The 23982-nt window shown below is 72.4% G+C and carries 17 protein-coding genes; 11 read left to right on the top strand and 6 right to left on the bottom strand.

From position 1 onward, the window contains the following. Positions 1 to 40: 40 nt before the first annotated feature. Positions 41 to 202 (bottom strand): hypothetical protein, encoded by a 162-nt coding sequence (locus OP18_RS57670; RefSeq protein ID WP_156089854.1) that lies wholly within the window; start codon positions 200 to 202, stop codon positions 41 to 43. A 208-nt stretch (positions 203 to 410) separates the two neighbouring features. Here OP18_RS57670 and OP18_RS28325 point away from each other — a divergent pair, with 208 nt between their 5' ends. The 5 genes from OP18_RS28325 to OP18_RS53200 all read left to right on the top strand — a co-directional run bounded on the left by OP18_RS28325 (position 411) and on the right by OP18_RS53200 (position 5983). Then, a complete protein-coding gene (locus OP18_RS28325) occupies positions 411 to 1541 on the top strand; it encodes an ankyrin repeat domain-containing protein (protein WP_033362115.1) in 1131 nt (376 codons plus the stop codon). Between the two features lie 102 nt (positions 1542 to 1643). Further along, positions 1644 to 3050 (top strand): iron-containing redox enzyme family protein, encoded by a 1407-nt coding sequence (locus OP18_RS28320; RefSeq protein ID WP_081971208.1) that lies wholly within the window; start codon positions 1644 to 1646, stop codon positions 3048 to 3050. Continuing rightward, entirely contained in the window at positions 3047 to 3415 is a 369-nt protein-coding gene (locus OP18_RS57665) for a Rieske 2Fe-2S domain-containing protein (protein WP_033362114.1), read from the top strand. Before OP18_RS28320 ends, OP18_RS57665 begins: the two co-directional genes overlap by 4 nt. A 64-nt stretch (positions 3416 to 3479) precedes the next feature. After that, positions 3480 to 4574 carry a 50S ribosomal protein L11 methyltransferase gene (locus OP18_RS28310; RefSeq protein ID WP_052387484.1) on the top strand — a complete coding sequence of 365 codons (1095 nt, stop codon included), beginning with the start codon at positions 3480 to 3482 and terminating at the stop codon, positions 4572 to 4574. Then, entirely contained in the window at positions 4571 to 5983 is a 1413-nt protein-coding gene (locus OP18_RS53200; protein ID WP_052387483.1) for an iron-containing redox enzyme family protein, read from the top strand. The genes OP18_RS28310 and OP18_RS53200 overlap by 4 nt, the downstream gene beginning before the upstream one ends. Here the strand turns inward: OP18_RS53200 and OP18_RS28300 are convergent. Then, on the bottom strand, positions 5967 to 7229 hold the full coding sequence (locus OP18_RS28300; protein ID WP_033362113.1) for an ATP-grasp domain-containing protein: 1263 nt from the start codon (positions 7227 to 7229) through the stop codon (positions 5967 to 5969). The two genes, OP18_RS53200 and OP18_RS28300, sit on opposite strands and share 17 nt — an antisense overlap. A gap of 20 nt (positions 7230 to 7249) precedes the next feature. Continuing rightward, the gene (locus OP18_RS28295) at positions 7250 to 8569 is read right to left on the bottom strand and encodes a hypothetical protein (RefSeq protein ID WP_052387482.1); all 1320 of its coding nucleotides are present in this window, start codon (positions 8567 to 8569) and stop codon (positions 7250 to 7252) included. A 189-nt stretch (positions 8570 to 8758) separates the two neighbouring features. On the opposite strand from OP18_RS28295, the gene OP18_RS28290 reads away from it, so the two are divergent. The 5 genes from OP18_RS28290 to OP18_RS28270 all read left to right on the top strand — a co-directional run bounded on the left by OP18_RS28290 (position 8759) and on the right by OP18_RS28270 (position 17554). Then, a complete protein-coding gene (locus OP18_RS28290; RefSeq protein WP_162189851.1) occupies positions 8759 to 10036 on the top strand; it encodes an MFS transporter in 1278 nt (425 codons plus the stop codon). Positions 10037 to 10126: 90 nt separating this feature from the next. Beyond that, the gene (locus OP18_RS28285; protein WP_081971206.1) at positions 10127 to 11143 is read left to right on the top strand and encodes a phytanoyl-CoA dioxygenase family protein; all 1017 of its coding nucleotides are present in this window, start codon (positions 10127 to 10129) and stop codon (positions 11141 to 11143) included. Between the two features lie 304 nt (positions 11144 to 11447). After that, positions 11448 to 12680: a TIR-like protein FxsC gene (locus tag OP18_RS28280; protein ID WP_052387479.1), complete on the top strand. Its 1233-nt coding sequence runs from the start codon at positions 11448 to 11450 to the stop codon at positions 12678 to 12680. Next, on the top strand, positions 12673 to 16572 hold the full coding sequence (gene fxsT / locus OP18_RS28275; protein WP_033362112.1) for an FxSxx-COOH system tetratricopeptide repeat protein: 3900 nt from the start codon (positions 12673 to 12675) through the stop codon (positions 16570 to 16572). Before OP18_RS28280 ends, fxsT begins: the two co-directional genes overlap by 8 nt. Before the next feature lie 91 nt (positions 16573 to 16663). Further along, a complete protein-coding gene (locus tag OP18_RS28270; RefSeq protein ID WP_052387478.1) occupies positions 16664 to 17554 on the top strand; it encodes an alpha/beta fold hydrolase in 891 nt (296 codons plus the stop codon). 71 nt (positions 17555 to 17625) lie between these two features. Here the strand turns inward: OP18_RS28270 and OP18_RS28265 are convergent, their stop codons facing one another. Beyond that, positions 17626 to 18972 carry an alpha/beta fold hydrolase gene (locus OP18_RS28265; RefSeq protein ID WP_081971203.1) on the bottom strand — a complete coding sequence of 449 codons (1347 nt, stop codon included), beginning with the start codon at positions 18970 to 18972 and terminating at the stop codon, positions 17626 to 17628. 199 nt (positions 18973 to 19171) lie between these two features. Here OP18_RS28265 and OP18_RS28260 point away from each other — a divergent pair, with 199 nt between their 5' ends. Beyond that, positions 19172 to 19846, top strand: a complete 675-nt coding sequence (locus OP18_RS28260) for a nucleoside/nucleotide kinase family protein (RefSeq protein WP_033362111.1) — start codon at positions 19172 to 19174, stop codon at positions 19844 to 19846. A gap of 81 nt (positions 19847 to 19927) precedes the next feature. On the opposite strand, the gene OP18_RS28255 is transcribed toward OP18_RS28260, so the two are convergent. Then, a complete protein-coding gene (locus OP18_RS28255; protein WP_156089851.1) occupies positions 19928 to 21397 on the bottom strand; it encodes an arabinofuranosidase catalytic domain-containing protein in 1470 nt (489 codons plus the stop codon). 53 nt (positions 21398 to 21450) lie between these two features. Next, on the bottom strand, positions 21451 to 23808 hold the full coding sequence (locus OP18_RS28250; protein ID WP_081971202.1) for a beta-L-arabinofuranosidase domain-containing protein: 2358 nt from the start codon (positions 23806 to 23808) through the stop codon (positions 21451 to 21453). Positions 23809 to 23982: the final 174 nt, after the last annotated feature.

The raw sequence follows: 23982 nt of genomic DNA, 5'->3' as shown, positions 1-23982 counted from the left end.
GCGTCCTGACCTGCCGCAGTGGCGCCGGATCCGGGCCGAGTCACTGCCCCACGACGTCGTGGGCGCCGCGGCGAAGGCGCGGGCCGCCGGGGACTGGCGCGGCGCCGCCGCCCTCGCGGGCTGCGACGTGGACGTCACGGTGGACGGCGCCGCGCTCGAGGACGACCTGCGGCACCTGAGCCTCGACCTGCTGCGCTGGCACCTGCCCCGGCACCGCGGCGGGATGAGCACACTCCAGCCGATGGTCAGCGCGGTCCTCGCCCCGCGGGCCGGCGCGGACACCGCGCCGCTGCTCAAGGTGCGGCTGCCGAAGTCACCGACCGGGCCGCAGCGGCTGCGGCTGACCGTCACCACCATGGCGGACCTGGAGCACGAGCGCTGGTACGTCGCCCCCCCGGTACACCTGGGACGTGCGGGAGGCCGCGGGCGTGCGCGAGGCGTGGGGCGGCTCCGCGCACCGCATGCCGTTCCTCACGCCCGACGGGCTGCCGCTGCCGCCGGAGGCGCTCGGGACCGGCACGGACGCCGCCGCCGACACCGAGCGGATCTGGCAGCGGCTCGTGGCCGGGGACCTGGTCGGCGCGTGGGCCGCGGGCGGCATCGACGTCGCCGGGGTCGACGCCGAGGCGCTGCAACGGCCCACGGCGCCACCGACGCTGCCGGTCGGGGTCGCCGCCGAGGCCCGGGCCGCCGCGGCCGCGTTCGGCGTCGCGCAGGTCAGCACCCTGTACGGTGCCTCGCTCACGCTGACCGTCGACGGCATGACCGCCGAGGCGCTCGACGTGAGCGAGTACCTGGAGGTACCGACGCGGATCCTGACCGGGTCGGTGCCACCGGACCTGGCGCTGCTCGCCGCCGGGCGGCAGCGCCCCGCGGACCTGCACCCGCTGGTGCGTGACGCGCTGTTCCCGGGGTCCGTCGCCGACCACGGTGTGCCGGCCCGCACCGTCGGGGCCACCGCCGCGGATCCGGCCCGGGTGCGCTGCCAGGGCGTCTGGCACCGCATGGAGGTGACCGGCGGGACGCTGCGGCTGCTGGACCACACGGAGGAGGAGCAGCTGCGGGAGCGGATGCTGCGCACCCTCGGCGGCACCAGCTCGGGCTGCTACGCCGTGCAGGCGGCCTGGACCACCGGCGCCGGGCGGCTGCCCCGCGCGCTGGCCGACCGGCGCCGCGAGGTGAAGCACCGCATGCAGCACGGCGACACCGACTGGCTGCTCGACGGCCTGCGACGCGGCGTCATCGACCCGCACATGCGCGACGCGAACGGCTGGTCGCTGCTGCACCTGGTGATGTGGGTGGACTTCGAGCGGGTCCTGCCGCTGCTGCTCGCCGCGGGTGTGCCCGTCGACGCCCGGGACCGCATCGGCCGCACGCCGCTGTATCTCGCGGTGATGAACGGCGGCCCGCCGGAGCTGATGCGGCGGCTGCTCGCCGAGGGCGCCGATCCGCGCGCCGAGACGGTGCACGGCGCGTACCCCAGCCACGTCGCCCACAGCCGCCAGTACTGGCAGGATCTGACGTTCTTCGCCCAGAGCTGACCGCCATCAAGGTCCACTGTTTGGGATCACAGCGGACGCGATAAATATGTACACTCCTCGTGCTCGACCTTGCGGCAACTTCGACGGGGAAGTTGGGTACATATGGCGATCGATACGGACATTGTTCGTCCCAGGCCGGCGGATGATCTCGGCGGGCGGGTCGCCGCATTCACCAACGACTTCCTCTTCACCGGTGCGCCGCACCTGTTGCACCCGCCCAATCCGTACCGGCGGATGCTGGTGCCGGACGCGGTCGCCGAGGTGGACTTCACCCGGCCGCTGAGCGCGGCGGAGGCGTCCGGGCACCGGGCGCTGGTCGCGCACCGGCTGCTCGGCACGTTCTACGAGGCCGACACGGTGCTGCTGCCGGAGCAGGGGCTGGGCGCGCTGCGCGGCGACTTCGACCGGTTCTACGGCGACGGGCTGCGGCGGCTGCGCGAGGCGTCGCTGTCGGACCTGGAGCACTTCGCGTTCGCCCTGCTCGACGACGAGGTCGACGTGACCGGGGCGTGGCGCGTGGAGGACCTCGCCGCCTACTTCGAGCACGCCGCGGCGGAGGCGGAGGCCGGCGAGGCGGAGTCGCTGACCGCCATCGCGGCGGCCCGCCGGCCGGAGGTGGCCGCCGACACCTACCTGGTGCAGCTGGCGCTGGACGGGCTGACCGAGGCCTCGGCGATGTCGAAGAACCTCGGCGGGGCCTTCGGCCCCGAACAGTCGGCGTTGTTCAAGGTGTTCATCGACGAGTTCGGCTACGGCGTGCACGACGCGAAGCACACCACCATCTTCCGCAAGATGCTGCACAGCCGCGGCCTGCAGACCCACGTGCACGCCTACTGGAACTTCTATCTGGCCGGCCCGCTGGCGACGAACAACTACTACTACTTCGTCTCCCGCGACCACGCGAACTTCTTCCGGTACATCGGCGCGGTGACCTACGCGGAACGCGTCTTCGCACCGAGCTTCGTCAATATGATCAAGACGTACCGCGGCGTGTTCGGCGACGACGTCGACCTGCACTACTGCGAGGAACACGCGCACATTGACGCCCATCACGGCCGAATCACCCGGGACGAGATCCTGCTGGCCCTCGCCGAACGGCACGGCGCCGGCGTCATCCCGGAGCTGGTCCGCGGCATCGCCGAGGCGAGGCTGCTCGGCGACTGGTTCGAGCGGGACACCGCGGCACAGATCCGCTGGAGCGACGACCTGGACGCCTACCGGATGGACGGCCCGCCGGCACCAGCACACGACGCCCGCCGCGTGCGGGTCACGGCGGCCAGCCCGTTCGGCACCCGCAGCCATGACCAGGCGGTGGTGGTGACCGTCGAGGACGGCACCGCGGCGCTGGTCACCGCTCCCACGGCCACACCCGCACCGCTGGCACGCGGCGAGGCGGTGCTCGTCCCGGCCGGCCGCCTGTACGGCATCCGGCCCACCGGCGGCGACTGCACCTACACGGTCCGCGCCGCCGGCTCCGACACCACGGCGGTGACCCCATCGGCATCGTGACCATCGACCTGCGCCGGCACAACACCGTGCTGGCCGGGGACGACCGGTACTTCGTGTTCGACGACGACGGACGGGCGCGCCTGGTGCACGACCACTGCCCGCACCGGGGCGGCCCGCTGAGCCTCGGCCGGCGCACCGCGGACGGGCGGCGGCTCACCTGCCCGTGGCACGGCACCAGGGTCGGCGTGGCGGCGCTGTGCCGCACCGCGCTGCCGATGGTGCGCACCGGCGACACCGCCACGGCCGTGCTGCCCGACCCGCCGGCCGGCGGGGACGGGGTGCCGGTCACCGTCATCCACCGGCACATCCTGGCCAACCTCCCACCGGAGGCCGGCGGCGAGGGCACCACCGACGCGACAGCGTAGAGACGAGGCCCGCGCGGGCGACGGCCACCAGCCACATCGCCCGCCGGCACAGATTCGGGGGACGATGAAGAGCCGTACACATTCCGCAGCCGGACCGCTCACCGGCGCCGACGGGCGCTTACCCGACGGGAGCGCGGGCGACGACCCGCTCGCCCGCGCCGACGCGCTGCTGCACGACGGGCGCTACGAGGAGGCGGCCGAGCACTACCGCTCCGCCCGTGAGCGCGACCCGCAGGACTGGCGGGCGGTCACCGGGTACAACCGCGCGATCCGCCGCATCGTCCCGCGCTGGCACTTCGAGATGATGCACGACCACGAGCGGGCCCTGCAGTACGAGGCGGCCATCAAGCAGGTCGTCACCGCCGACCATCTCGTGCTCGACGTCGGCACCGGCTCCGGGATGCTGGCGCTGATGGCGGCCCGGGTCGGTGCCGAGCGGGTCGTCGCGTGCGAGGGCCAGCGCGTCGTGGCGGAGACCGCCATGCGGATCGTCGACGGTGCCGGGTACGCCGGCCAGGTCGACGTCGTGCCGAAGATGTCGACCGACCTCGTGGTGCCCGGCGACCTGCCGCGCCGCGCGGACGTGCTCATCACCGAGACGGTCGACTGCGGGCTGCTCGGCGAGGGCATCCTCGTCTCGCTCAGCCACGCGCGGGAGCACCTGCTGACCGACCAGGCCATCATCGTGCCCGGCCGGGCCAGGGTCCTGGCCCAGCTGGTGGAGAGCCGGGCGCTGCACCAGAAGAACACCGTCGGCGAGCTGTACGGCTTCGACCTGTCCGGCTTCAACGAGCTGGCGTCGCTGGAGTACTTCGACACCCGGCTGCGCCGGCACGAGCACCGGGTGCTGTCCGCGCCGTTCGAGGTGTTCCGCTTCGACTTCCACCGCGACGGCCCCGAGCCGCGGCACGCGACGCTGCCGGTCGTGCCGACCACCGCCGGGACCGGCCACGCGGTCGTGTTCTGGTTCGAGCTGGAGCTGGTGCCCGGCATCGTGGTGACCAACGCGCCGGACCACCCCACGACGCACTGGAAGCAGGCGGTGCAGTGCCTGCCGCAGCCGGTCGCGGTCGACCCGCGCGACCCGCTCGTCGTGGACGTGCGCCACGACGGGCTGCGCATCTGCTTCACGGGCATCACGAAGGAGCACGAGGCATGACCGCGACGATCCAGCCCACCGTTCACACCACGATCCAGGAGGCCGTCGAGCGGTACTGCGCCCAGCGGCTGCTGCAGGCCGGCCCCGAGGTCGTCGTCGTGGGCAACCCGTACCGGCGCACCATCGGCCTGGAGGACCTCGCCGACCGCGACTTCGCCCGGCCGGTCACCGAGGCCGACTTCCTGTCCCAGCGGCACCTCGTGGTGAGCCGGATCCTGTGCACCGCGTACGAGAGCAGCATGATCCTGCTGCCGGAGGGCAGCCTCGGCCCGGTCAAGGCGGACTTCGACGCCTTCTACGGCGAGCAGGCGCGCCGGCTGCGCGACGCGATCTGGCCGGACCTGGAGCGGTGCTCGTTCGGGTTCCTCAGGGAGGCGGCCGCGACGCCGGACGTGCGCACCCTCGACGACCTGCGGGCCTGGTTCATGGCCGAGGTCGACGCGGTCGGCGCGCCCGCCGACGGCAGCGGCAACAACCCCGAGGTGACCGCCGCCCCGCTGCGCGGCACGATGCTCGCCATCACGCAGTGCCGGCACGCGGAGGAGGCGGCCGCGCTGTACCTGTTCCAGCTCGGTCTCGACGCGCTCACCGAGGCGTCGGCGATGGCCCGCAACCTCGGCGGCTCGTACGGACCCGAACAGTCAGCGCTGTTCAAGATCTTCGTCGACGAGTTCGGCTACGGCGTGCACTCCGCCAAGCACAGCACCATCTTCCGCGGGCTGCTGCGCAGCATCGGCCTGCACCCGGACGTGCACGCCTACTGGAACTTCTACCTCACCAGCTCCCTGGCCGGCACCAGCTACTTCAACCACGTGAGCGAGAACCATGCCGGCATGTTCCGGTACATGGGCGCCGTCACCTACCTCGAGTGGCTGTTCGCGCAGGGCTTCGCCGACATGGGCGCCATGCTGCGCACCGTCTTCGGCGACCGGGTCGACACCCGCTACTGCGACGAGCACGCGCACATCGACGTCCACCACGGCCGGATGACGTTCGAGCACCTGCTGCTCGGCTTCGCCCGCACCCACGGCGACGCGGTCATCCCCGACCTGGTGCGCGGCGTGGAGGAGACCAAGGTGCTGATGCGCCTCGGCGACGAGGACTTCCTCGCCCAGATCCGCTGGGCGGACAACCTCGACACCCACACCACGCCCGGCGGCGCCGCCGACGGTGGCTCCCCGAGCATCCTGCGGCCCGGGTCGCCGTTCGTGACGCGGGTGTACGACGAGGACACGCTGCTGTCCGTGCACGACGGCGAGGTCGACGTGTACGGGTGGGCCACGCAACGGCCGCACCGGCTGGGCCGCGGCGACGCGCTGCTCGTGCCGCGGGGCCGCCTGCACGGGCTGAAGGCGGCCTCCGCGAGCGCGACCGTGTCCGCGCGGCCGGCGGTCAGTCCGGCTCGATGACGAGCTCCTTCTCCAGGGCGCGGATCGCCTCGCGGTCCGCGTACACCTGCTCGACGTCGTCGTGGGCGAGCAGGATGTAGCCCATCGTCATGCTCGACACCAGGTCGGTGGTGGCCTCGACGCGGTCGCCGGTGCGCACCAGGAACACCGGCCGGTTGTAGCTGGGCAGGTCCCGGGCCCGGTCGAAGATCTCCGCGTTGCGCACCACCCCGGACGTCTCGGCGATGAGGAACACCGCCATCACCCGCTGGTGCAGGTTGAACCCGGGCGGCAGGCCGGCGCCGCGGCCCGCGCAGATGTCGACGATGCGCGAGACCTGGCTGCTCTCCCCCGCCGTGGCCACCTCGCTGCACAGCGGCTTCATCGCACCGGCCGGGCGCGGGTTGATCTCCACCAGGCGCATGCCGTGCTCGGTGTCCATGACCTCGGTGTGCGCCGCCCAGAACCGGAAGCCGACCGCGTCCAGGCAGCCGAACGTGTAGTCCAGGACGTGGCCGTACTCGTCGAGGTCGTAGGGCAGCCACTCCACGTTGTCGTAGATGGCCCAGCCGTTGGCGTTCTGCACCTTCCGGTACCGGGTGATGTCGGTCAGCGAGTGCCGCCCCTCGTAGCTGACGGTGTCGATCGCGTACTCCATGCCGGTGATGTACTCCTGCACCAGCACCTTGTCGTTGACCGCGCCGTACCGGTTGACGGTGCCGAGGAGCCCGTCGACGAGGTCCTGCCAGCCCTTGCCGCCCAGGGCGAAGCCGACGCCGTCGGTGCCGGCGCTGGTGGCCGGCTTCACCACCAGGTCACGGCCGGCGAGGCCCTCCCGTTCGATCCAGGCGGCGATCTCGGCGTGGTCGGCGGCGTAGGTCTGCTTGATGATGTCCAGGCCGTGCGCGGCGACCGCCTGGTGCGACAGGTACTTGTTGCGCCGCGCCGCGGCCAGCTCCGGCACGTTGATCCGGTCCGGGGTCAGGATCTGCCCGAGCCGCCCGCAGAGCCCCTCGATGCGGTCGGTGCCGGGCACGACGCCGACCACGGTGCCGAGGGCCCGGATGCGCTCGGCGGTGGCCGCGTCGTCGCCGTGGTGCTCGATGACCGCCGCGTACTCGTCGTCGCGGAACGCGGTGAGCACCCCGATCCCGGCGACGGACGGGTCGATGAGCGCGACCGGGGTGATCCCGGCCTCGCGCAACGCCGCGGGGATCAGGCTCGCCGAGGAGAACGGCTCGGCGAGCACGACGACGGGTCGGTCCATGGTTTCCCCTCCCACCCGCGTCACTGCGGGTCCGGATACGTGAACGAGCAGGTGAACGCGGCGCCGGTGGCCTCGTTGATGACGGAGCCGGCGCCGGCCCGCGACGCTCGCATGAACGTGCCGGCGTAGCCCTGCTCGAAGACGAACACGCCCCACACGGGCAGCCACTGCGAGGTCCCGTCGCCGTCGGGGACCACCTCCAGGGCCCCGTCGACGCGCTCCTGCACGACGTAGCGGCCGTCCAGGGCGGCGGTGGCGAGCGCGTCCTGCCACGCCTCCGCGGTGACCTCCCAGCCGATGGTGACGCCGTCGCCGCTGGAGCCGGAGCCGGGCTTGACCACCAGGTGCTGCTGCTCCTGCCGGCAGTGCGGCACCAGGTCGGGCGTCAGCCGCCGGGTCCACGGCAGGACCCGGTCCACGGCGGCGGCCTCCGCCTCGGCCAGCCGGCCCTCGTCGCGCAGCTGCGACACCAGCGCGAGGTTGCCCTTGTTGGCGGTGATGCCGTGGTCGAACGACGCGAAGAACACCACGGTGCCCTTGTCCTGGGCCCGCAGCACGGGCGCGAGCCACTCCTGCGCCTGCGGCTCGGCGCAGTACTCCTCGAGGGTGAAGTAGCGCATCACGACGTCGACCGGGGTGCCGTCCACGTGCAGCCGGCCGTCGCGTTCGACGAGGTCGGCGATGTGCGTGATGCGCATGTCGATGCCCCGCGCCGCCATGTGGTGCACGAACGACTCGTACCAGGCGCGGTAGCGGGCGATGTTCTTGGAGATGTCGGTCAGGGCGACGACCGGGTCGGCGCCGCCGGTGACGGGCGCGGCCAGCCGCCGCAGGTAGGCGGCGATCTCCCGGCCCGTGTCGACGTGCCCGAGCCGGTGCTCCTCGGCGAAGCGGCGGAACTGCGGCAGCCGCAGGTACCCCTCGTTGATCGCGGACCAGTCGACGCCGCCGAGCTCGCTGCCCGCATTGAGCTCCAGCAGCCGGAAGCCGGTGCCGTCGAAGTACAGGTCGGGCCGGGCGAACAGCGGCGTGCCCGCACCCGCCGGCACGGCGCAGGCCAGGTCCGTGGCCCGCGCGTCCATGCCGAGCCACTCGCACAGCCGCCGCCGGTCGCCGTCGAACAGCCGGTCCGGCAGCGACGTGACCAGGTCGATGACGGTGCGCAGGTCGGCCGCCACCTGACGCAGCGCCGACTCCGGCAGGAACAGCGGCCGGCCGAGCAGCCTGGCGCCGTGCGCGTCGGCGTAGGCGGCCTCCAGCGGCAGGCTGCGACCGTACGCCGGCACGGGCGGCGACGCGCCCTGGAACGCGGCCAGGTACGCCTCGGTGACCCGGTTCATGCCCGCAACGATCGACGGGCGACATTGGCACGGGGTGGAATACGCATCGATCATCCTCCACAATGCGAGACGGTCCACAGACTACGCCGATCATCTTCACGAGGTGACCCCCGTGAATCCTTCCGTCGAATGGAGTTTTGCGTCATGACCTCAGCGGCTCCACCGACGGTCATGCGGACCGTGCGCACCATGACGTTCCCGGTCTGGGTGCTGCTCATCGGCACGCTCGTCAACACCGTCGGCAGCTTCCTGATGCTGTTCCTGACGCTGTACCTGACCCAGAAGGGGTTCCAGCCGTTCCACGCCGGGCTCGCGCTCGGCGCGTGGGGCGCGGGCCGCATCGCCGGCGCGTTCATCGGCGGCACCATCGCCGACCGGATGGGGTACCGCTTCGCGATGGCGCTGTCGATGTTCTCGACCGCCGCCCTGATCACCGCCCTGATCGGCGCCGCGAACATCGGCAACCCGTGGCTGGTCGTGCTCGCCGCGCTCGCCGCCGCGTCGCTCAACGGCATCTGGCGCCCACCCGCCCAGGCGATGATCACCGAGGCGACCCCGCCGGAGCAGCTGGTCATGGTGATGGCGTTCTGGCGGCTCGCGTTCAACGTCGGGGTGCTGGTCGCGCCGGTGCTGGGCGCGCTGCTGTCGCGGGTCTCGTGGGACCTGCTGTTCTGGGTCGAGGCGGGCTCCTCGGCGCTGTTCGGCCTGCTGGTGCTCACCGCGCTGCGGTCGGTGCCGCCGGCCGCGGACACCCCGGCGGCCACCGACGAGGCCGCGCCGCCGGCCAGCTACGGCCGGGTCCTGCGCGACGGCGCCTTCGTGCTGTTCCTGTTCGCCCTGCTGGTCAACGGCATCGTGTACATCCAGGGCCCGGCCACGCTGTCGCTGCACCTGGACGCCCTGGGCTACCGCCCTGAGGTGTTCGGCGCGCTGGTCTCGCTCAACGCGCTCACCGTCATCTGCCTCGAGGTGCCGGTCACCAAGGTCACCCAGCGCTGGCAGCCGCGGACCGCCGTCGCCACCGGCATGGCGCTGACCGGGATCGGCCTGGCCCTGTGGAGCGTGGAGATGGGCATCGCCGGCCTCGTCGTCGCCACGCTGGTGTGGACGATGGGTGAGGTCGTCGCCAGCCCGTCGATGTTCGCGTACCCGGGTGTGATCGCGCCGGCGCACCTGCGCGCCCGGTACATCGCGGCGACGACGGTGGCGAACCAGATCGGCTACTCGGTGGGGCCGGTCATCGGCACCGCGCTGTTCGCCGGTGTCGGCGGCGCCGTCTTCTGGATCTGCGGCGCCCTCGCGGCCGCGGCGGTGCTCGCCGTGCTCGCCGGCATCAAGACCGTCGACACCGTTCGCAACGAAACGAACGCATCGACGCCGGACAAAACCGAATCTTCCACCGCATTGATCGCCGACGACGTGCGGTCGCCCCGCGAAGGGGCAGCCGTCGATGGATCTGTGCCGTAGTCTGCGGCGAGGCACGTTGGGAGGTCTGAAGCCCCTGGCGACCGCACGGGGGCACGCCTCTGCAGATCAATGATGATCAGGAGGAGCTAGGTGACTAGCACCAACACGTTGACAACCGAAGGGCCGGGCACACTCGGCCCCGACGGGGTGGCAAGGTTCTGGCGTGACGGTTTCGCGGGCCCGTTCCCGCTCGGCCTGCCCGACAAGGAGCTGGCCGAGCTCGCCGACCGGTGCGAGCGCATCGTCGAAGAGCGGCACACCCAGCCGCTGTACGGCCGGTACGCGCTGCGCGACTGGCACCTCGTCGATCCCGACCTGGAGCGCGTGTTCACCCAGGAGGCCATCGTCGGGCGGGTCGTCGAGCTGCTCGGCCCCGACCTGCTGCTGTGGCGCTCGAAGATCTTCTACAAGCCGCCGGGCGCCGACGCGATCGGCTGGCACCAGGAGTGGGGCAAGTTCGACGGCGAGGAGATCGGCAACTCGACCCCCTCCCTGCAGCCGGTCGGTGACGGCGACGACGTCTGGGACCTCACGGTCTGGGTCGCCCTCGACGACGTCACCCCGGAGAACGGGCCGCTGCAGTTCGCCGCCGGCACCAACACCACGAAGGTGCCGTGGGTGAAGGTGCCGATGACGCAGTCGGCGTTCTACGAGGAGCCGTTCGTCGGGCTCACCAAGGAGCAGGTCGCCGACCGGACCAGGCGCAGCGAGCTGGTCCTGGACATCGACACGGCGCACTGGCTCGACGGGTTCGACGTCGACGCGGCCAGCCTCGAGGAGCTCACCTCGTACCTGCACGGCCGCTTCGACGAGCTGCTGGCGAAGTTCACCGACTTCGAGCCGGCGCCGGGCACCGTCGCCACGATGGTGATGCCCCGGGGCAGCTTCGTCATCTTCAGCGAGCGCACCATGCACGGCTCGCCGCCGAACAACTCCGACCGCCGCCGGATGGCCGTGAACTGCCGCCTGACCCGCGCCGACACCCTCGTCTACCCGGGCCGACTGCAGGGCGCCTTCATCGACGGCTCCAACCTGGACATCAGCAAGCACGAGAGCCTGCTGGTCGCCGGCCGCTCCCTCGAGCCCCGCAACGTGATCCGCGGCTGACCCGCACCACCACGACCCGGCCGTCCTGTCCGCGGGCCGGCCGGGGACCGGGGCCGGGCCAGCCGGGTCGGCGGGCACCGTGGCACCCGCCGACCTCGCCGCACGTCGTTCCCCCGTTGTGGTGCATCCCTCGGCAACGCGTGGACCTGACCCGACGATCGTGTCGTGCGGCGCTGTCCGGCGGCGCACGGTTCGGTACCCGTACCTCGCCCGTACCCGCGACCCACCGCGGCCGGCGATCGCATCGCATCGACATCGGTGGCTATGCTGGAGGGGTCGCGAGCACGCGAATCGAGGTGGGTCCGTGACCGCAGCATCCCCGGCGCGGCGTGGCTCCTACTTCTTCCTGAGCTACGCGCACTCGGCCCCGGCCCTCGACGAGGTGCCGGTGGACACCGACCACTGGGTGCGGGTGTTCCACGACGACCTCACCGCCGCGGTCCGGCAGGTCGCCCGACCCGACGTCGACGCGGGTGCCGGGCTGGTCGACGACCTGGTCCGGCCGGGCACCGACTGGGGCGAGACGCTCGCCGGCGCGCTCGGATCCGCCGAGGTCTTCGTCGCGCTGTACTCGCCGGCGTATTTCAAGCGGGCGTGGCCGCTGCGCGAGCGCACCTCCTTCCAGCGGCGGCTGCGGCACCTGCGCGACGGCGCCGACCGGCAGCGGCACCTGCTGCCGGTGCTGTGGTCGCCGCTGCTGACCTGGGAGCGGCGCACCGAGATCCGTGAGGCGCTCGTCATCGGCGAGGGCGTGCCGGGGTACGCGGACAACGGCCTGCGCGCGCTGTGCATGCTGCGCTCCTACGAGGGGCAGTACCGGGAGATCGTCCGGCGGATCGCCGCGCGGATCGTCGAGGTCGCCGAGCACCATCCGATCGGGCCGTCCTGGGCGCCGGCGCCGCGGGACGTCGAGGACCCGGCCGGGGCGCCCGCCCAGCTGGTCGTCGCGGTGCTGGCCCGCACCGCCGACGACGCGCCGCACGGGCGCGCCGGGCACGTGTACGGCGCCGACGCCGGGCAGTGGCGGCCGTTCGCGGAGCCGCAGGCCAGGCCGCTGGCCGACTACGTCGCGATCACCGCCGAGCGGCTGGGGCTGCCGGCCCGCACCGCATCCCTCGCCGTGACGCAGCCCGCGGCGGCCACCGCCGTCGCCGCGCCGGCCGCGGCCGGTGGGGACAGCGCGGCGGTGCTGCTCGTCGACCCGTGGGTGGCCGCCGACGACGGCGGCGCGGCGCGGATCCGGGCGGCCCTGTCGGCGCTGCCGTCGTGGGTGGTCCCGGTCGTCGTGGTCGACCGGCGCGACCCGCAGTTCCAGGTCGGCGCCGAGCTCGCCGGGCGCATCGCCGGGCTGGCCGGCGAGACCGTCGCGCCGCGCGTCGTCGAGGCCCGCGACCTGCGGCACTTCCTGGAGGCGGTGCCCGTGCTCGTGACCGAGGCGCGCCGGCGCCACCTGCGGCAGGCGCCGGTGTTCATCATGGAGCCGGAGCGCACCGCGCCGGCCGGCGCGCAGCGACCGTGGAAGCGTGGCGATGGGTGACGACCGGCGCGGGCACGTCGTCACGTTCTACTCGTTCACCGGCGGCGGGGACCGGACGATGGCCCTGGCCAACGTCGCGTGGATCCTCGCCGCCGCCGGCCACAAGGTGCTCGCCGCCGACTGGGACCTCGAGTCGCCGGGCCTGCACCGGTTCTTCCACCCGTTCATGGACGCCGACGTGTTCGACAACCAGGGCGGCGTCATCGACCTGATCCGCGAGTACGAGGACATCAGCGCCCGCCAGGACCCGCGCCGGCCGCCGGACTGGCACGAGGAGCAGGCACGGGCCAGGCGGCTGGCGTTCCCGCTGGACACCGGCTTGCGCTCCGGCGGCGAGCTGCACTTCCTGTCCGCGGGCCGGCAGAACCAGGACTACCGCGTCAGCGTGGGCGGCCTGGACTGGGACGCGTTCTTCGAGGCCCGCGAGGGGGCGCTGTTCTTCGAGGCGCTGCGGGCCAGCATGAAGCGCGACTACGACTACACGCTGATCAACGCGCGCGCCGGGCTCAGCGACTTCGCCGACATCTGCACCCTGCACCTGCCGGACACGCTGGTGGACTGCTTCACCCTCAGCGACCACGGCATCGAGGGCGCGGCGATGATCGCCCGGCGGGTGGCGCGGACCTACCGGTCGCGCAACATCCGGGTGCTGCCGGTGCCGGTGCGCGTCGACCACCTGGCGGAACAGCCGAAGCTCGACGCGGGCCGGGCGATGGCGATGCACCGCTTCGCGCAGTTCCCGGAGCATCTCGCCGAGCCGGAGCGGGCGAGGTACTGGTCGGACGTCGAGGTGCCCTACAGCGCCTTCTACGCGTTCGAGGAGACCCTCGCCACGTTCGGCGACCCGCCGGGCGCCCGCAACACGCTGCTCGCCGCCTACGAGCGGCTCACCGGCTACCTGACCGACCAGCGGGTGACCGCCCTGGCGGAGCAGCCGGAGGCCGACCGGGTGCGGGTGCTGGACCGCTTCCGCCGGCAGGTGGTGACCCAGGACGACGAGATCACGCTGCGGTACGCGCCCGCCGACCAGGTCTGGGCGGAGTGGGCGGAGCGGGTGCTGCAGCGCGTCGACGTGCGGGTCAACGACCCGTGGCGGCGCCCCGGCGAGCAGGGCACCGTCCGGGCCCGCACGATGGTGCTGCTGTCGCGGTCCTACAGCGGCGCCGACAGCAGCGTGCTGCCCCGCGACGACGGCAGCGTCCGGCCGCCGCTGGCGGTGTACCTGACGGACCTGGCGCCGCTGCCCCGCTACCCGTCGAACCTGTCGGCGCACCTGCACGGCCAGCAGCACCACGACGCCGTCGAGGCGGTCCTGCGGCTGGTCGGCCGCCGCGACGAGGAGGTCGTCGCCCGGGTCGCGGTCCAGGTGGGCCGCTACCCGGGCACCCCGCCGGCGATCTTCCACGGGCCGGCCCGCAACCTGCGCTTCACCGGCCGGGAGGAGCAGCTGCGGGAGCTGCGGCAGCGCCTGCTGGAGCTCGACGGCACCGCGCTGCTGCCCGGGTCGTACCCGGTCGTGCTGCAGGGCATGGGCGGCGTGGGCAAGACGCAGCTGGCGATGGAGTACGCGTACCGGTACCGCACCGCGTACGACATCGTGTGGTGGATCAACGCCGACCCGCCGCAGTTCATCGACACGCAGCTGATGGACCTCGGCGGCCGGTTGCACGGCCGGGCGGTGCAGACCCCGCAGGCGGTGCTGGCGGCGCTGGCCCGCTCCGATTTCCCGCCGCTGCGCTGGCTCATCGTGTTCGACAACGCCGAGGAGATCGGCGCGCTGCGCGAGTTCCTGCCGCAGGGCGCCGGGCACGTGCTGCTGACCTCGCGCAACCTGCAGTGGCGCGACACGGTCGACACCATGCCGGTCGAGGTGTTCGCCCGCCGGGAGAGCATCACGCTGCTGCGCCGCCGGCTCGGCACGATCTCCACCGACGACGCGCACCGGGTCGCCGACGCGCTGGGCGACCTGCCGGTCGCGGTCGCCGCCGCCGGGGCGTGGCTGGCCGACACGGGCATGCCGGTCGAGCGGTACCTGCGGCAGGTCTTCCAGCAGGACGCGCGGGTGCTGCCGGACGACGACCCCAGCTCGTGGCAGATCGGCAAGACCTGGGACCTGTCGCTCACCGTGCTGCGGCAGCGCTCGCCCGGCGCGTACCGGCTGCTGCAGCTGTGCTCGGTGCTCGCACCGCAGATCGCGCCGGACCTGATCTACAGCGACGCGATGGGTGAGGCGCTGCGCCCGTACGACCCGCGCGCCGCCGACCGCATGGACCGGGCCCGGCTGGTGCAGCAGATCAACCGGCTGGCGCTGCTGAAGCTCGACGTGCGCGCCGGCGTCCACGTCCACCGGCTGCTGCAACACGTGGTGCGGGAGCGGATGTCGGCGCAGGAGCTCGCCGCCGCCCGGCACGACGTGCACCTGATCCTGGCCGCGGTCCGGCCCAGCGGCGACGTCGACGACCCGCGGCACGCCGCCGGGTTCCGGATGCTGTGGCCGCACCTGGAGATCTGCGGCGCCGTGGACTGCACCGACGAGGCGGTCCGCGAGCTGCTCGTCGACTGGGTCCGCTCCTTGTGGCTGCGCGACGCCTACGCGCAGGGCGAGCAGGCCGCGGCCTGGATCGCGGCACGCTGGCAGGAGCCGCTGCCGCCGCTGGCCGGCGACCCGGGGGCGCGCGACGTGCTGCGCCGGCAGCTGCTGAGCCTGCGCGCCGGCCTCGCCAACCTGCTCCGCGAGCAGGGCAGGTTCCGCGACGCGCTGGCCATCGACGAGGCGGTCCTCGCCGAGCAGCGCACCCTGCTGGGCGAGACCAGCCCGTACACGCTGATGACGGCGGGCGGCCTGGCCGCCGACCTGCGGGCGCTCGGCCGGTACGCCGAGGCGCTGCGGCTGGACCAGCGCACCTGCGCCACGTGGTCCAGCGACTACGGCGACGACTACCCGCGCACCCTGGCCGCGCAGGGCGACCTCGCCGCCTCGCACCGGCTGCTCGGCGACTTCCGCGCGGCCCGCCGCCACGACGAGGACGTGCACCAGCGCCGGCGGGTCGTGCTCGGCCCCGACCACGCCGCGACCCTGCACTCGGCCGCGACGCTGGCCCGCGACCTGCGCGACGCCGGCGACTACGACCGCTCCGCGGAGCTGCTGCGCGAGGTGCTGCAGACCGCGATCCGGGCGCACGGCGACGACGCCCGCATCACCCTCAACACCCGCGCGAACCTCGGCGTGTCGCTGCGCAGCGCGGGCCGCCCGCGGGAGGCCGAGGACCTGCTCGAGTCGGCCTACGAGCGGCTGCTGGACGGGTTCGGCGCGGAGCACCCCGACACCCTCGCCTGCCGGCTGAGCCGGGCGGTCAACATCTACGCCCTGGGCGACCTCGAGGCGGCCCGGCGCGAGATGACCGGCGTGCACGAGGCGTACCGGCACCGGCTCGGCGACCGGCACCCGCACACGATCGCGTGCCTGAGCAACCTGGCGGCCGTCGACCGCGGCGCCGGGGTCCTCGCCGACGCGCTGCGCTGCGCCGCCGACGCCGCCGACGGCTTCGCCGAGGTCCTGCCGGCGGAGCACCCGTTCGTGCTGGTGAGCAGGATGAACGTCGCGGTCTGCGCGGCCGAGCTGGAGCCGGGCCCGACCCCGCTCGGCGACCTGCGGCTGCTGCTGGAGCGGCTCCGGCAGCGCATCGGCCCGGACCACCCGGACACGCTGCGGTGCGCGGCGAACGTCGCGCTGCTGCTGCGCCACCGGCCGTTCGGGGACGAGCCGACCGACGTCGACGGGGTCCAGGTCCTGACCCGGCTGCGGGCCCGGCTGGGCGTCGCGCATCCGGCCGTGGCCGCGTTCGAGGAGCGCCGGTACCTCTACCGGGTCCTGGATCCGCACCCGTACTGATACCGTCACCGACTGCCACCAACCGGTGACGATCGCGGATCCACGTTGTGTATCTTTTTCGGACACGCGGCGAGCACACAGGAGGACTGCGGTGCCCGAACAACGGTCGAGACTGGAGGTCCGCACGGGCAACCGGGTGCTGACCTATCAGGTCGCCGGTCCCGACGACGGTCTGCCGGTGTTCCTCCTGCACGGCACCCCAGGCAGCAGCAGCGGCCCGCGGCCGCGCAGCATCGTGCTGCACCGGCTCGGCATCCGCCTGATCTCCTACGACCGCCCCGGCTACAACGGCTCGACCCGGCTGCCCGACCGGCGGGTCGCCGACGCCGCCGACGACGTCGGCATCCTGGTCAAGCACCTGGGTCTGGACCGGTACGGCGTCGTCGGCCGCTCCGGCGGCGGGCCGCACGCCCTCGCCGTCGCCGCGCAGCGCCCCGACGAGGTCATCGCCGCCGCGGTGCTGGTCAGCGTCGCCCCGGCGGACGCGCCCGACCTCGACTGGTTCGGCGGGATGGCCGAGTCCAACGTGGAGGCGTACACGATCGCCGACGCCAGCCCGACCACGCTCGCCGAGCGGATCCGGTTGCGGGCCGAGCGCATCCGCCGCGACCCGGAGAGCCTCATCGAGGTGCTGCGCGACGAGCTGCGCGGCCCGGACCGGCGCATCGTCGACGACTCGTCCATCCGGCGCCTGCTCGCCGAGACGTACGCGGAGGCGCTGCGGCTCGGCGCCGACGGCTGGATCGACGACGCGCTCGCGCTGCGCGGCAACTGGGGCTTCGACCTGCGTGACGTCACCGCACCGGTGCGGCTGTGGCACGGCGAGGACGACAACTTCTCCCCGGTCAGCCACACCCGGTGGCTGGCGCGCCAGCTGGCGCACTGTGAGGTGCAGGTCCAGCCGGGCGCCGCGCACTTCGGCGCCATGGAGATCCTGCCGCAGATGCTGGACTGGCTGAAGTCCCGCAACGCCCGCCCGTGACGCCGCGCAGGTGCCCCTCCTGGCGGGTGTCGTCCAGGAAGGGCACCTTCGTGACGCCGGCGTCGGTGCCGTCAGAGGTCCAGGACGTTGATGGAGATGCGGTCGGTGTCGGACGGCCAGTTCGGCACCGTGAACCGCTGGACGCCGCCGCCGGCCCGTGAGGTGATGTCGAGGCTGATCGTGCCCGACGCGGTCGGGCTGGCCGGGATGTAGATGTCGGCCCCGGTGATGAAGGTCTCGTCGAAGTCGGCGAGCCGGGTGGTGAGGTCGGTCCGCTGGTCGGTGTTCTGGTCGTGCGCGAAGATGCCGATGGCCCGCTTGTCCCGCGGCGCGGTGACCGGGTTCAGGATGTTCGTGCCGTTGACGGCCAGCACGTCATTGCCGGTCGAGCCCTGGTCACCCCACCATTCCTTGTAGCGGGTGATGGCCAGCGCGCTGTGCGCCGGGCTGACCGGCACCCGCGCGCCGATGCCCTCGCCGGGGCGGTTGGTGAGCAGGCGGAGCAGCCGGTCGGTGCGCTGGAACGGCTGGAAGTACTGGTGCTGCACCTGTCCCCCGCCCTGTTCGACGGCGAACTCGTACCGGGCCGCCGGGTCCGCCGGGAACGCCGGGAACGAGCCGTCAGCGGCGGGCTGGAAGGTCGCCACGGCCTGGCCGGTGGTCCGCCGGCCGGTGGCGGCCGCCACCTCGTACACGCTGACCCGCATGCCGGACGCGCCCGCGTTGCTCGGGAAGAGCACCACCTTGCCGGACAGCTGCACCGTGCCGGTCTGCGCGGTGACCGCCGTGGTGGCCGGGTTGGTGCCGGTGAAGAACCGGTACATCTGGGTGAAGCTCTGCGTCGACGTGACGGTCTGGGTGTGTGACTGGTCGCGCTGGTACACGTTGGTGGCGCCCCCGATCCGGCGCAGGATCGAGCCTTCGCCCCAGATGGCCAGCGTGGGCACCCCGCCGGGCTGCCACAGTGCGGTCGAGCCGTCCAGGTTCACGTAGTGCGCCACCTTGGCCGCCCGCGAGGGGCTGCCGAGGTAGCTCTGGCTGAGGAAGGTGCCCAGGGAGTGGGCGACCAGCTCGACCTTGTCCGCGCCGGTCTGCTGGAGCAGCGCGTTGATGCGCTGCTCCAGGCGGTTGAGCACGGCCGTGCTCGACTCGGCGGTGAACGTGTAGTCGTAGTCGATCGCGTCGATGCTGGTGACCGGGTAGCCGTTGCTCGCGAAGCGTTTGGCCTGGGTCTCGAACTGGGCGGCCGAGCCGGCGGCGCCGTGGACGAAGATCACCGGGCGGACGACGGCGGCGGCCGCCGGCCCGGCGCCCGCGATCATCGTCGCGAGCGGCACCACCACCAGCGAGATCGCCGTGGCGACGGCGACCGCGAGGCGGCCCTTGCGACGTTGCGACGTGCCTGTGCCTGGATGCATGGAAACCTCCGAGAGCGGGGCCTGGCGTTGCAGTGTGCCCCGGTCGGCGCGGCTCGGGCATCGGTAGCGGTATCGGCTGTTTTGCCAGTCCTGACCGGATCGGCGCGTCGGGCCCGCATGCGGCGATCGCGCACACTTGGGGTCGGCAGGTGCGAACGGCCCGGACGGCGGCCTGCGCGGCACCGGGAAGGGACGCGACATGGAGCAGGGCAGCCGCGACGAGTTGCTCGACCGCCTGGCCGCGGCGATCACGTCGGTCACGGTCGCGCACCCGACGCGGGTCGCCGTGGACGGGGCGCCCGCCACGGGCAAGACCACCCTCGCCGACGAGCTGGCCGCGATCCTGCGTGCCCGGGGCCGCCACGTGATCCGCGCGACGATCGACGACTTCGTCTTCCCTCGCGCGCGGCGCTATCCGCGCGGCGAGTTCTCGGCCGAGGGCTGCTACTTCGACGCCCACGACCACGACGCGCTGAACCGGGTGCTGCTCGACCCGCTCGGCCCGGGCGGAGATCGACGCTTCCAACCCGCGGTCTACGACCACGCCGCGGACACGGTGCTGTCGCCGCCGGTCACGACCGCCCCGGCCGACGCCGTGCTGCTCTTCGACGGTGTCTTCCTCCTGCGCCCGGAGCTGATCGACCGGTGGGACCTGCGCATCTTCGTGTCGACGGCGCTCGGCACGATCGTGGAGCGCGCCGTCGTCCGGGAGGGCCGGCTCTCGTCACGGGCCGACGTCGAGCGGCGCTGGCGCGAGCGGTACATCCCCTCCCAGGAGCTGTACTTCGCAACGGTACGGCCGGCCCGGCTGGCCGACGTCGTCGTGCACAACGACGAGCCGCGGCGGCCGGCCTGGCAGACCCGACCCCGCTGACCGCACCGGATCCGGCAGGTCGCCGCGTCGCCGTCGCGGTGGGTGCGACGGCGACGCGGCCGATCGGGTGCTGCCGGGCGATCAGGTGCGCGGGGTCCAGCGCTGGTTGGTGCCGCCGTTGCAGGACCAGAGGATGAGCTTCGTGCCGTTCGCCGTGGCGGCGCCGTTGGCGTCGAGGCAGAGCCCCGACTGCACGCCGGTGATGGTGCCGTTGGCGTTGAGGTTCCATTGCTGGTTGGTGCCGCCGTGGCAGTCCCAGATGATCGCCTGGGTGCCGTTGCTGGTGCCCCCGCCGCTGGCGTCCAGGCACTTGTTGCCGTAGACCTGCAGCTGCCTGGCGGCGGTGTACGTCCAGCGCTGGGCGGTGCTGTTGCTGATGCAGTCCCACAGCTGCACCTGGGTGCCGTTGGTGGTGCTGCCGTTGGGGACGTCGACGCAGCGACCGGACTGGCCACCCACGAGCTGGACGTTCTGCTGCGGGTTGCCGCCGCCGGCCGGAGCGTAACCGGCGGCGGTGATGTTGGCCTGCACGGCGTTCTCGGTGGCCTCTGACGGGTAGCCGGCGGTCAGCACGCCCTCGAAGAAGGTGCCGCGGCCGGAGACGCTGTTGTCGCCGCCGATGCCGAGCAGGATGGCGCCTTCCTTCTTCATCGGGTTGTACCCGTTCGGGCGCCGGCCATCGAAGTACGTCGTCAGGCCACCCGACTGGGCGCTGCCACCCCGGATGGCCCAGTGGTTCGGCTCGCCCTTGACCATGGCCGTCACGAAGCGCTGGTTGATGGGGGCGATGTTGTTGTACCCGGCGTTCACTCCGGAGAACAGCCCCCACTCCAGGTCGGCCATGATCCAGGGGCCGGCCCCGGCGCCGTAGCCCCACTGCTTGTTGGCGCCGAAGTAGACGGTCTCCATGATCGCCGGAGCGTCGGCCTGGCCGTCGGTCTGCGCGTTGCCGTAGTCGAAGCAGCACCACTGGTTGTAGTGCGTGCCGTCGACCACGGCGTAGATGCCCTCGGGCTGGTCGCCGGTCGCGACGCCGTTGGTGCGGTTGTTGCGGTACCCGGTGCCGGGCGCGATGTAGACGCCGTACGCCTTCTGGCCGCCGACCGTGACCGGCGCCGCCTTCGCGTCGGCGAGGTTGTCCCAGCCACCGGCGGCGGGTCCGGGCCAGTAACCGGGGGGTGCCTGGGTGAGGTGGTTGTTGCGGCCGGACTGGTCGTAGATGATCGTGATGAGGCAGGTCGTGCCGGCGCAGAACGCGTCCTGCGTGGCGGCGTTGGCCACCCCACCGGCGCTGAGCACGCCGACGTCCCGGGTGGTGTTGTCCGAGGCGCGCCTGACCTGGTACAGGGCGCCGTTGTAGGCGCCGTACAGCGCCCGGGTCGTGCTGTGCGCGGCCACGCACGGCGTGCCGCCCGACGCGTAGAGGTCACACGGCCCGGAGGCCGCGGCACTGGCACCCGGCGCGTTCACCAGCACGCCGAGTCCGACACTGGCGGTGAGGCCGACCGAGGTCGCCGCGGCGACCAGGAGCCGGCCGAGTCTTCGCTCCACGTTCGATCACGTCCTTTCCGGTGGCGGCGGCCACCATGGCGGGGTTGCGGTGCTCAGGCGTTGCGGACGAGCCGCCAGCGGTTGTCGGCGGTGCCGTTGTCGGAGTCCTGGACGGCGAGGGCGCCGTTGGCGGTGGAGTTGTTCTGGATGGCGAGCAGCTTGCCGCTGTTGACGTTGCGGATCTTGTACGTCCCGTCGCCCTGGTCGAGCAGGGTCCACCGGTGGTCCGCGGTGCCGTTGTCGGCCCACTGCAGGACCGCCGCGTTGTCGGTGGTGGACATGTTCTCCACGCCGAGCACCTTGCCGCTGTTGACGTTGCGGAACCGGACCGCGCTCCCGTCGGTGATCATTTCCCAGTTGTGGTCGGCGGTGCCGTTGTCGGTCCACTGCAGTGCGCGGCCGCCGTCGGCGGTGGACATGTTCTGCACGCCGAGCACGAGGCCGCTGCCGGCGTTGACGAGGCGGTAGCTGCCGCCGCCCGGCGTCTGGCCGTTGCCGGTCCAGTAGACGGTGTAGTTGAAGCCCTGCGCGTCGTAGAACGGGCCGAGGTTGACCGACGAGCCGTTCGCGGTGGCGGTGAAGGCCAGCGCGCTGCTGGAGGTGCGGGTCACCGACGACGTGGTCAGCGTCGGCAGCGACGACAGCGCGGTGTTGCCGTAGTTGCCGGACAGGACCACCGGACCGTAGGTGACGGCCACGACGTTCGGGTTGTCGTTGGCCGCCTTGAACGCCACCTGCATGGGCAGGCGGACGGTGATTGTGTCGCCGGAGGCCCACGTCCGGGTGATCGTGGCGTAGCTGCCGGCGGTGGCGGTGACGCTCTGGGCCACGCCGTTGACGCTGAGGGTGGCGCCGTTGGCCCAGGACGGGATGCGCACGCGGATCGACCACGACCCGGAGACGTCACCGGTGAGCTGCAGGGTGGTGGTGTCGCTGACCGGGTACGCGGTGCTCTGCGTGACCGTGATCCCGCGCTGGCTCCAGTTCAGCACCGAGGGCATGAACAGGTTTACCGTCAGCGTGGTGCCGTTGTAGAAGTAGATCGAGTCCATCAACGCGGTGTTGACCTCGATACCCGTGCCCTGGCAGCACCAGAAGCTGTTGTAGTCGGTGCTCCAGGTGCCGCCGCCCCACGCGGGGCCGACACCGCGCCGGCCACCGGGGCGCAGCGGCGTGAAGTAGGTGACGTGCCCGTGCGGATCGGCCGGGTTCTGCGCGCCGATGATGTGGTTGAGCAGGGCCCGTTCGTAGAAGTCGAAGTACCCGGCGTTGTTCGGGTTGAGCAGCCACAGCTCGCGGGTCAGCTTGAGCATGTTGTAGGAGTTGCAGTGCTCGCACGTGTCGTTGGCGAGGTAGCCCGCGATCGCGTTCGGCGCCCGGAAGTGTTCAGCCTGGCTGTTGCCGCCGATGACGTACGTGTGGGCGTTGACGGTGAAGTTCCACGCGTTCACGGCGATGTCGCGGTAGCGGGTGGTGCCGGTCGCCTTGTACTCGCGTGCCGCGCCGATCCACTTCGGCACCTGCGTGTTGGCGTGCAGCCCGTTGAGCTGGTCGGTGTTGGACGCGAGCGGGTTGAACACGGCGGCGTGGTCGAAGCGCTGGGCGGTGGTCAGCCAACGGGCGTCGCCGGTCTGCTGGTACAGGTCGGTCAGGACCGCGTTCATCCCGCCGAACTCGGTGCCGAGCACCGTCTGCATCTGCGCGTAGCTGAGCCGGGCGGTGCGCCAGTCGACCCAGCCGGCGAGCCGCAGCAGCACGTCGCGGGCCTGGGTGTTGCCCACGTAGCGCCACACGTCCAGCAGGCCCGCGAGGGTCTTGTGGATGCAGTAGTACGACACGCTGACCGCGCGGCCGGCCTCCAGCCCGTTGAAGTCGGACTCGGGGAAACCCGACAGGTAGCCGGTGTTGAACCCGGCGGCGCCGTTGTTGGCCTGGCACTTCGCCAGCTCCGCGACCATGGAGTTGGCCTTGTCCCGGCACACCGTGTCACCGAGCACGGCGTAGGCCTGGGCCCAGGCGGACAGGAAGTGGCCCTGCACGTGGGTGCGGAACGGGAAGTTGGGGGCGTCCCAGCCACCGTTCGCCGCGGCGCCGTTGGTCGACAGCCGGTGGTTGGCCCGGAAGTTGTACAGCAGCCGGTCGACGTCGACGAACCGAAGGTACGACAGCGTCCGGTTCTGGTTGTCCAGCCAACGGCTGGACGTCAGCCGCACCTGCCCCAGGTCGAACGCGTACGCCGACACGCCGATGTCGGCCCGGGCCGGCGGCACCGACGCCGCGGCGCTGTGGACGTCCACGACGCCGGCGGTCGCGGCGGCGCCGGCCACCACTCCGGCACCGGTTGCCTGCAGCAACTGACGCCGGTTCAAAGATACGGAAGACACGAGAACCTCCTGAAAGCACAGCGACATCCGGGCGCTACGGCGGTGTTAGCGCTCACATGATGTCGCCGCAAAGGCTGCCAGATCAGTTCTCCACATTCAAGACTTGGCCGCCGATGGACCGAATCAGGTCATGAAATACCAGCTAGACGCCACTCTCAGACACCATGTCATCGCCTACTGACAATGTATGTTCCGCGCGAC

The sequence above is a fragment of the Dactylosporangium aurantiacum genome, assembly GCF_000716715.1.
Taxonomy (GTDB): domain Bacteria; phylum Actinomycetota; class Actinomycetes; order Mycobacteriales; family Micromonosporaceae; genus Dactylosporangium; species Dactylosporangium aurantiacum.
This window is presented reverse-complemented; position numbering and strand designations above follow the sequence as displayed.

Coding starts and splice junctions, on each gene's coding strand:
- OP18_RS28320 (WP_081971208.1), top strand. CDS start 1,644: ATGGCGATCGATACGGACATTGTTCGTCCCAGGCCGGCGGATGATCTC.
- OP18_RS28310 (WP_052387484.1), top strand. CDS start 3,480: ATGAAGAGCCGTACACATTCCGCAGCCGGACCGCTCACCGGCGCCGAC.
- OP18_RS53200 (WP_052387483.1), top strand. CDS start 4,571: ATGACCGCGACGATCCAGCCCACCGTTCACACCACGATCCAGGAGGCC.
- OP18_RS28300 (WP_033362113.1), bottom strand. CDS start 7,229: ATGGACCGACCCGTCGTCGTGCTCGCCGAGCCGTTCTCCTCGGCGAGC.
- OP18_RS28295 (WP_052387482.1), bottom strand. CDS start 8,569: ATGAACCGGGTCACCGAGGCGTACCTGGCCGCGTTCCAGGGCGCGTCG.
- OP18_RS28290 (WP_162189851.1), top strand. CDS start 8,759: ATGACGTTCCCGGTCTGGGTGCTGCTCATCGGCACGCTCGTCAACACC.
- fxsT (WP_033362112.1), top strand. CDS start 12,673: ATGGGTGACGACCGGCGCGGGCACGTCGTCACGTTCTACTCGTTCACC.
- OP18_RS28265 (WP_081971203.1), bottom strand. CDS start 18,972: ATGCATCCAGGCACAGGCACGTCGCAACGTCGCAAGGGCCGCCTCGCG.
- OP18_RS28260 (WP_033362111.1), top strand. CDS start 19,172: ATGGAGCAGGGCAGCCGCGACGAGTTGCTCGACCGCCTGGCCGCGGCG.
- OP18_RS28250 (WP_081971202.1), bottom strand. CDS start 23,808: ATGTCGCTGTGCTTTCAGGAGGTTCTCGTGTCTTCCGTATCTTTGAAC.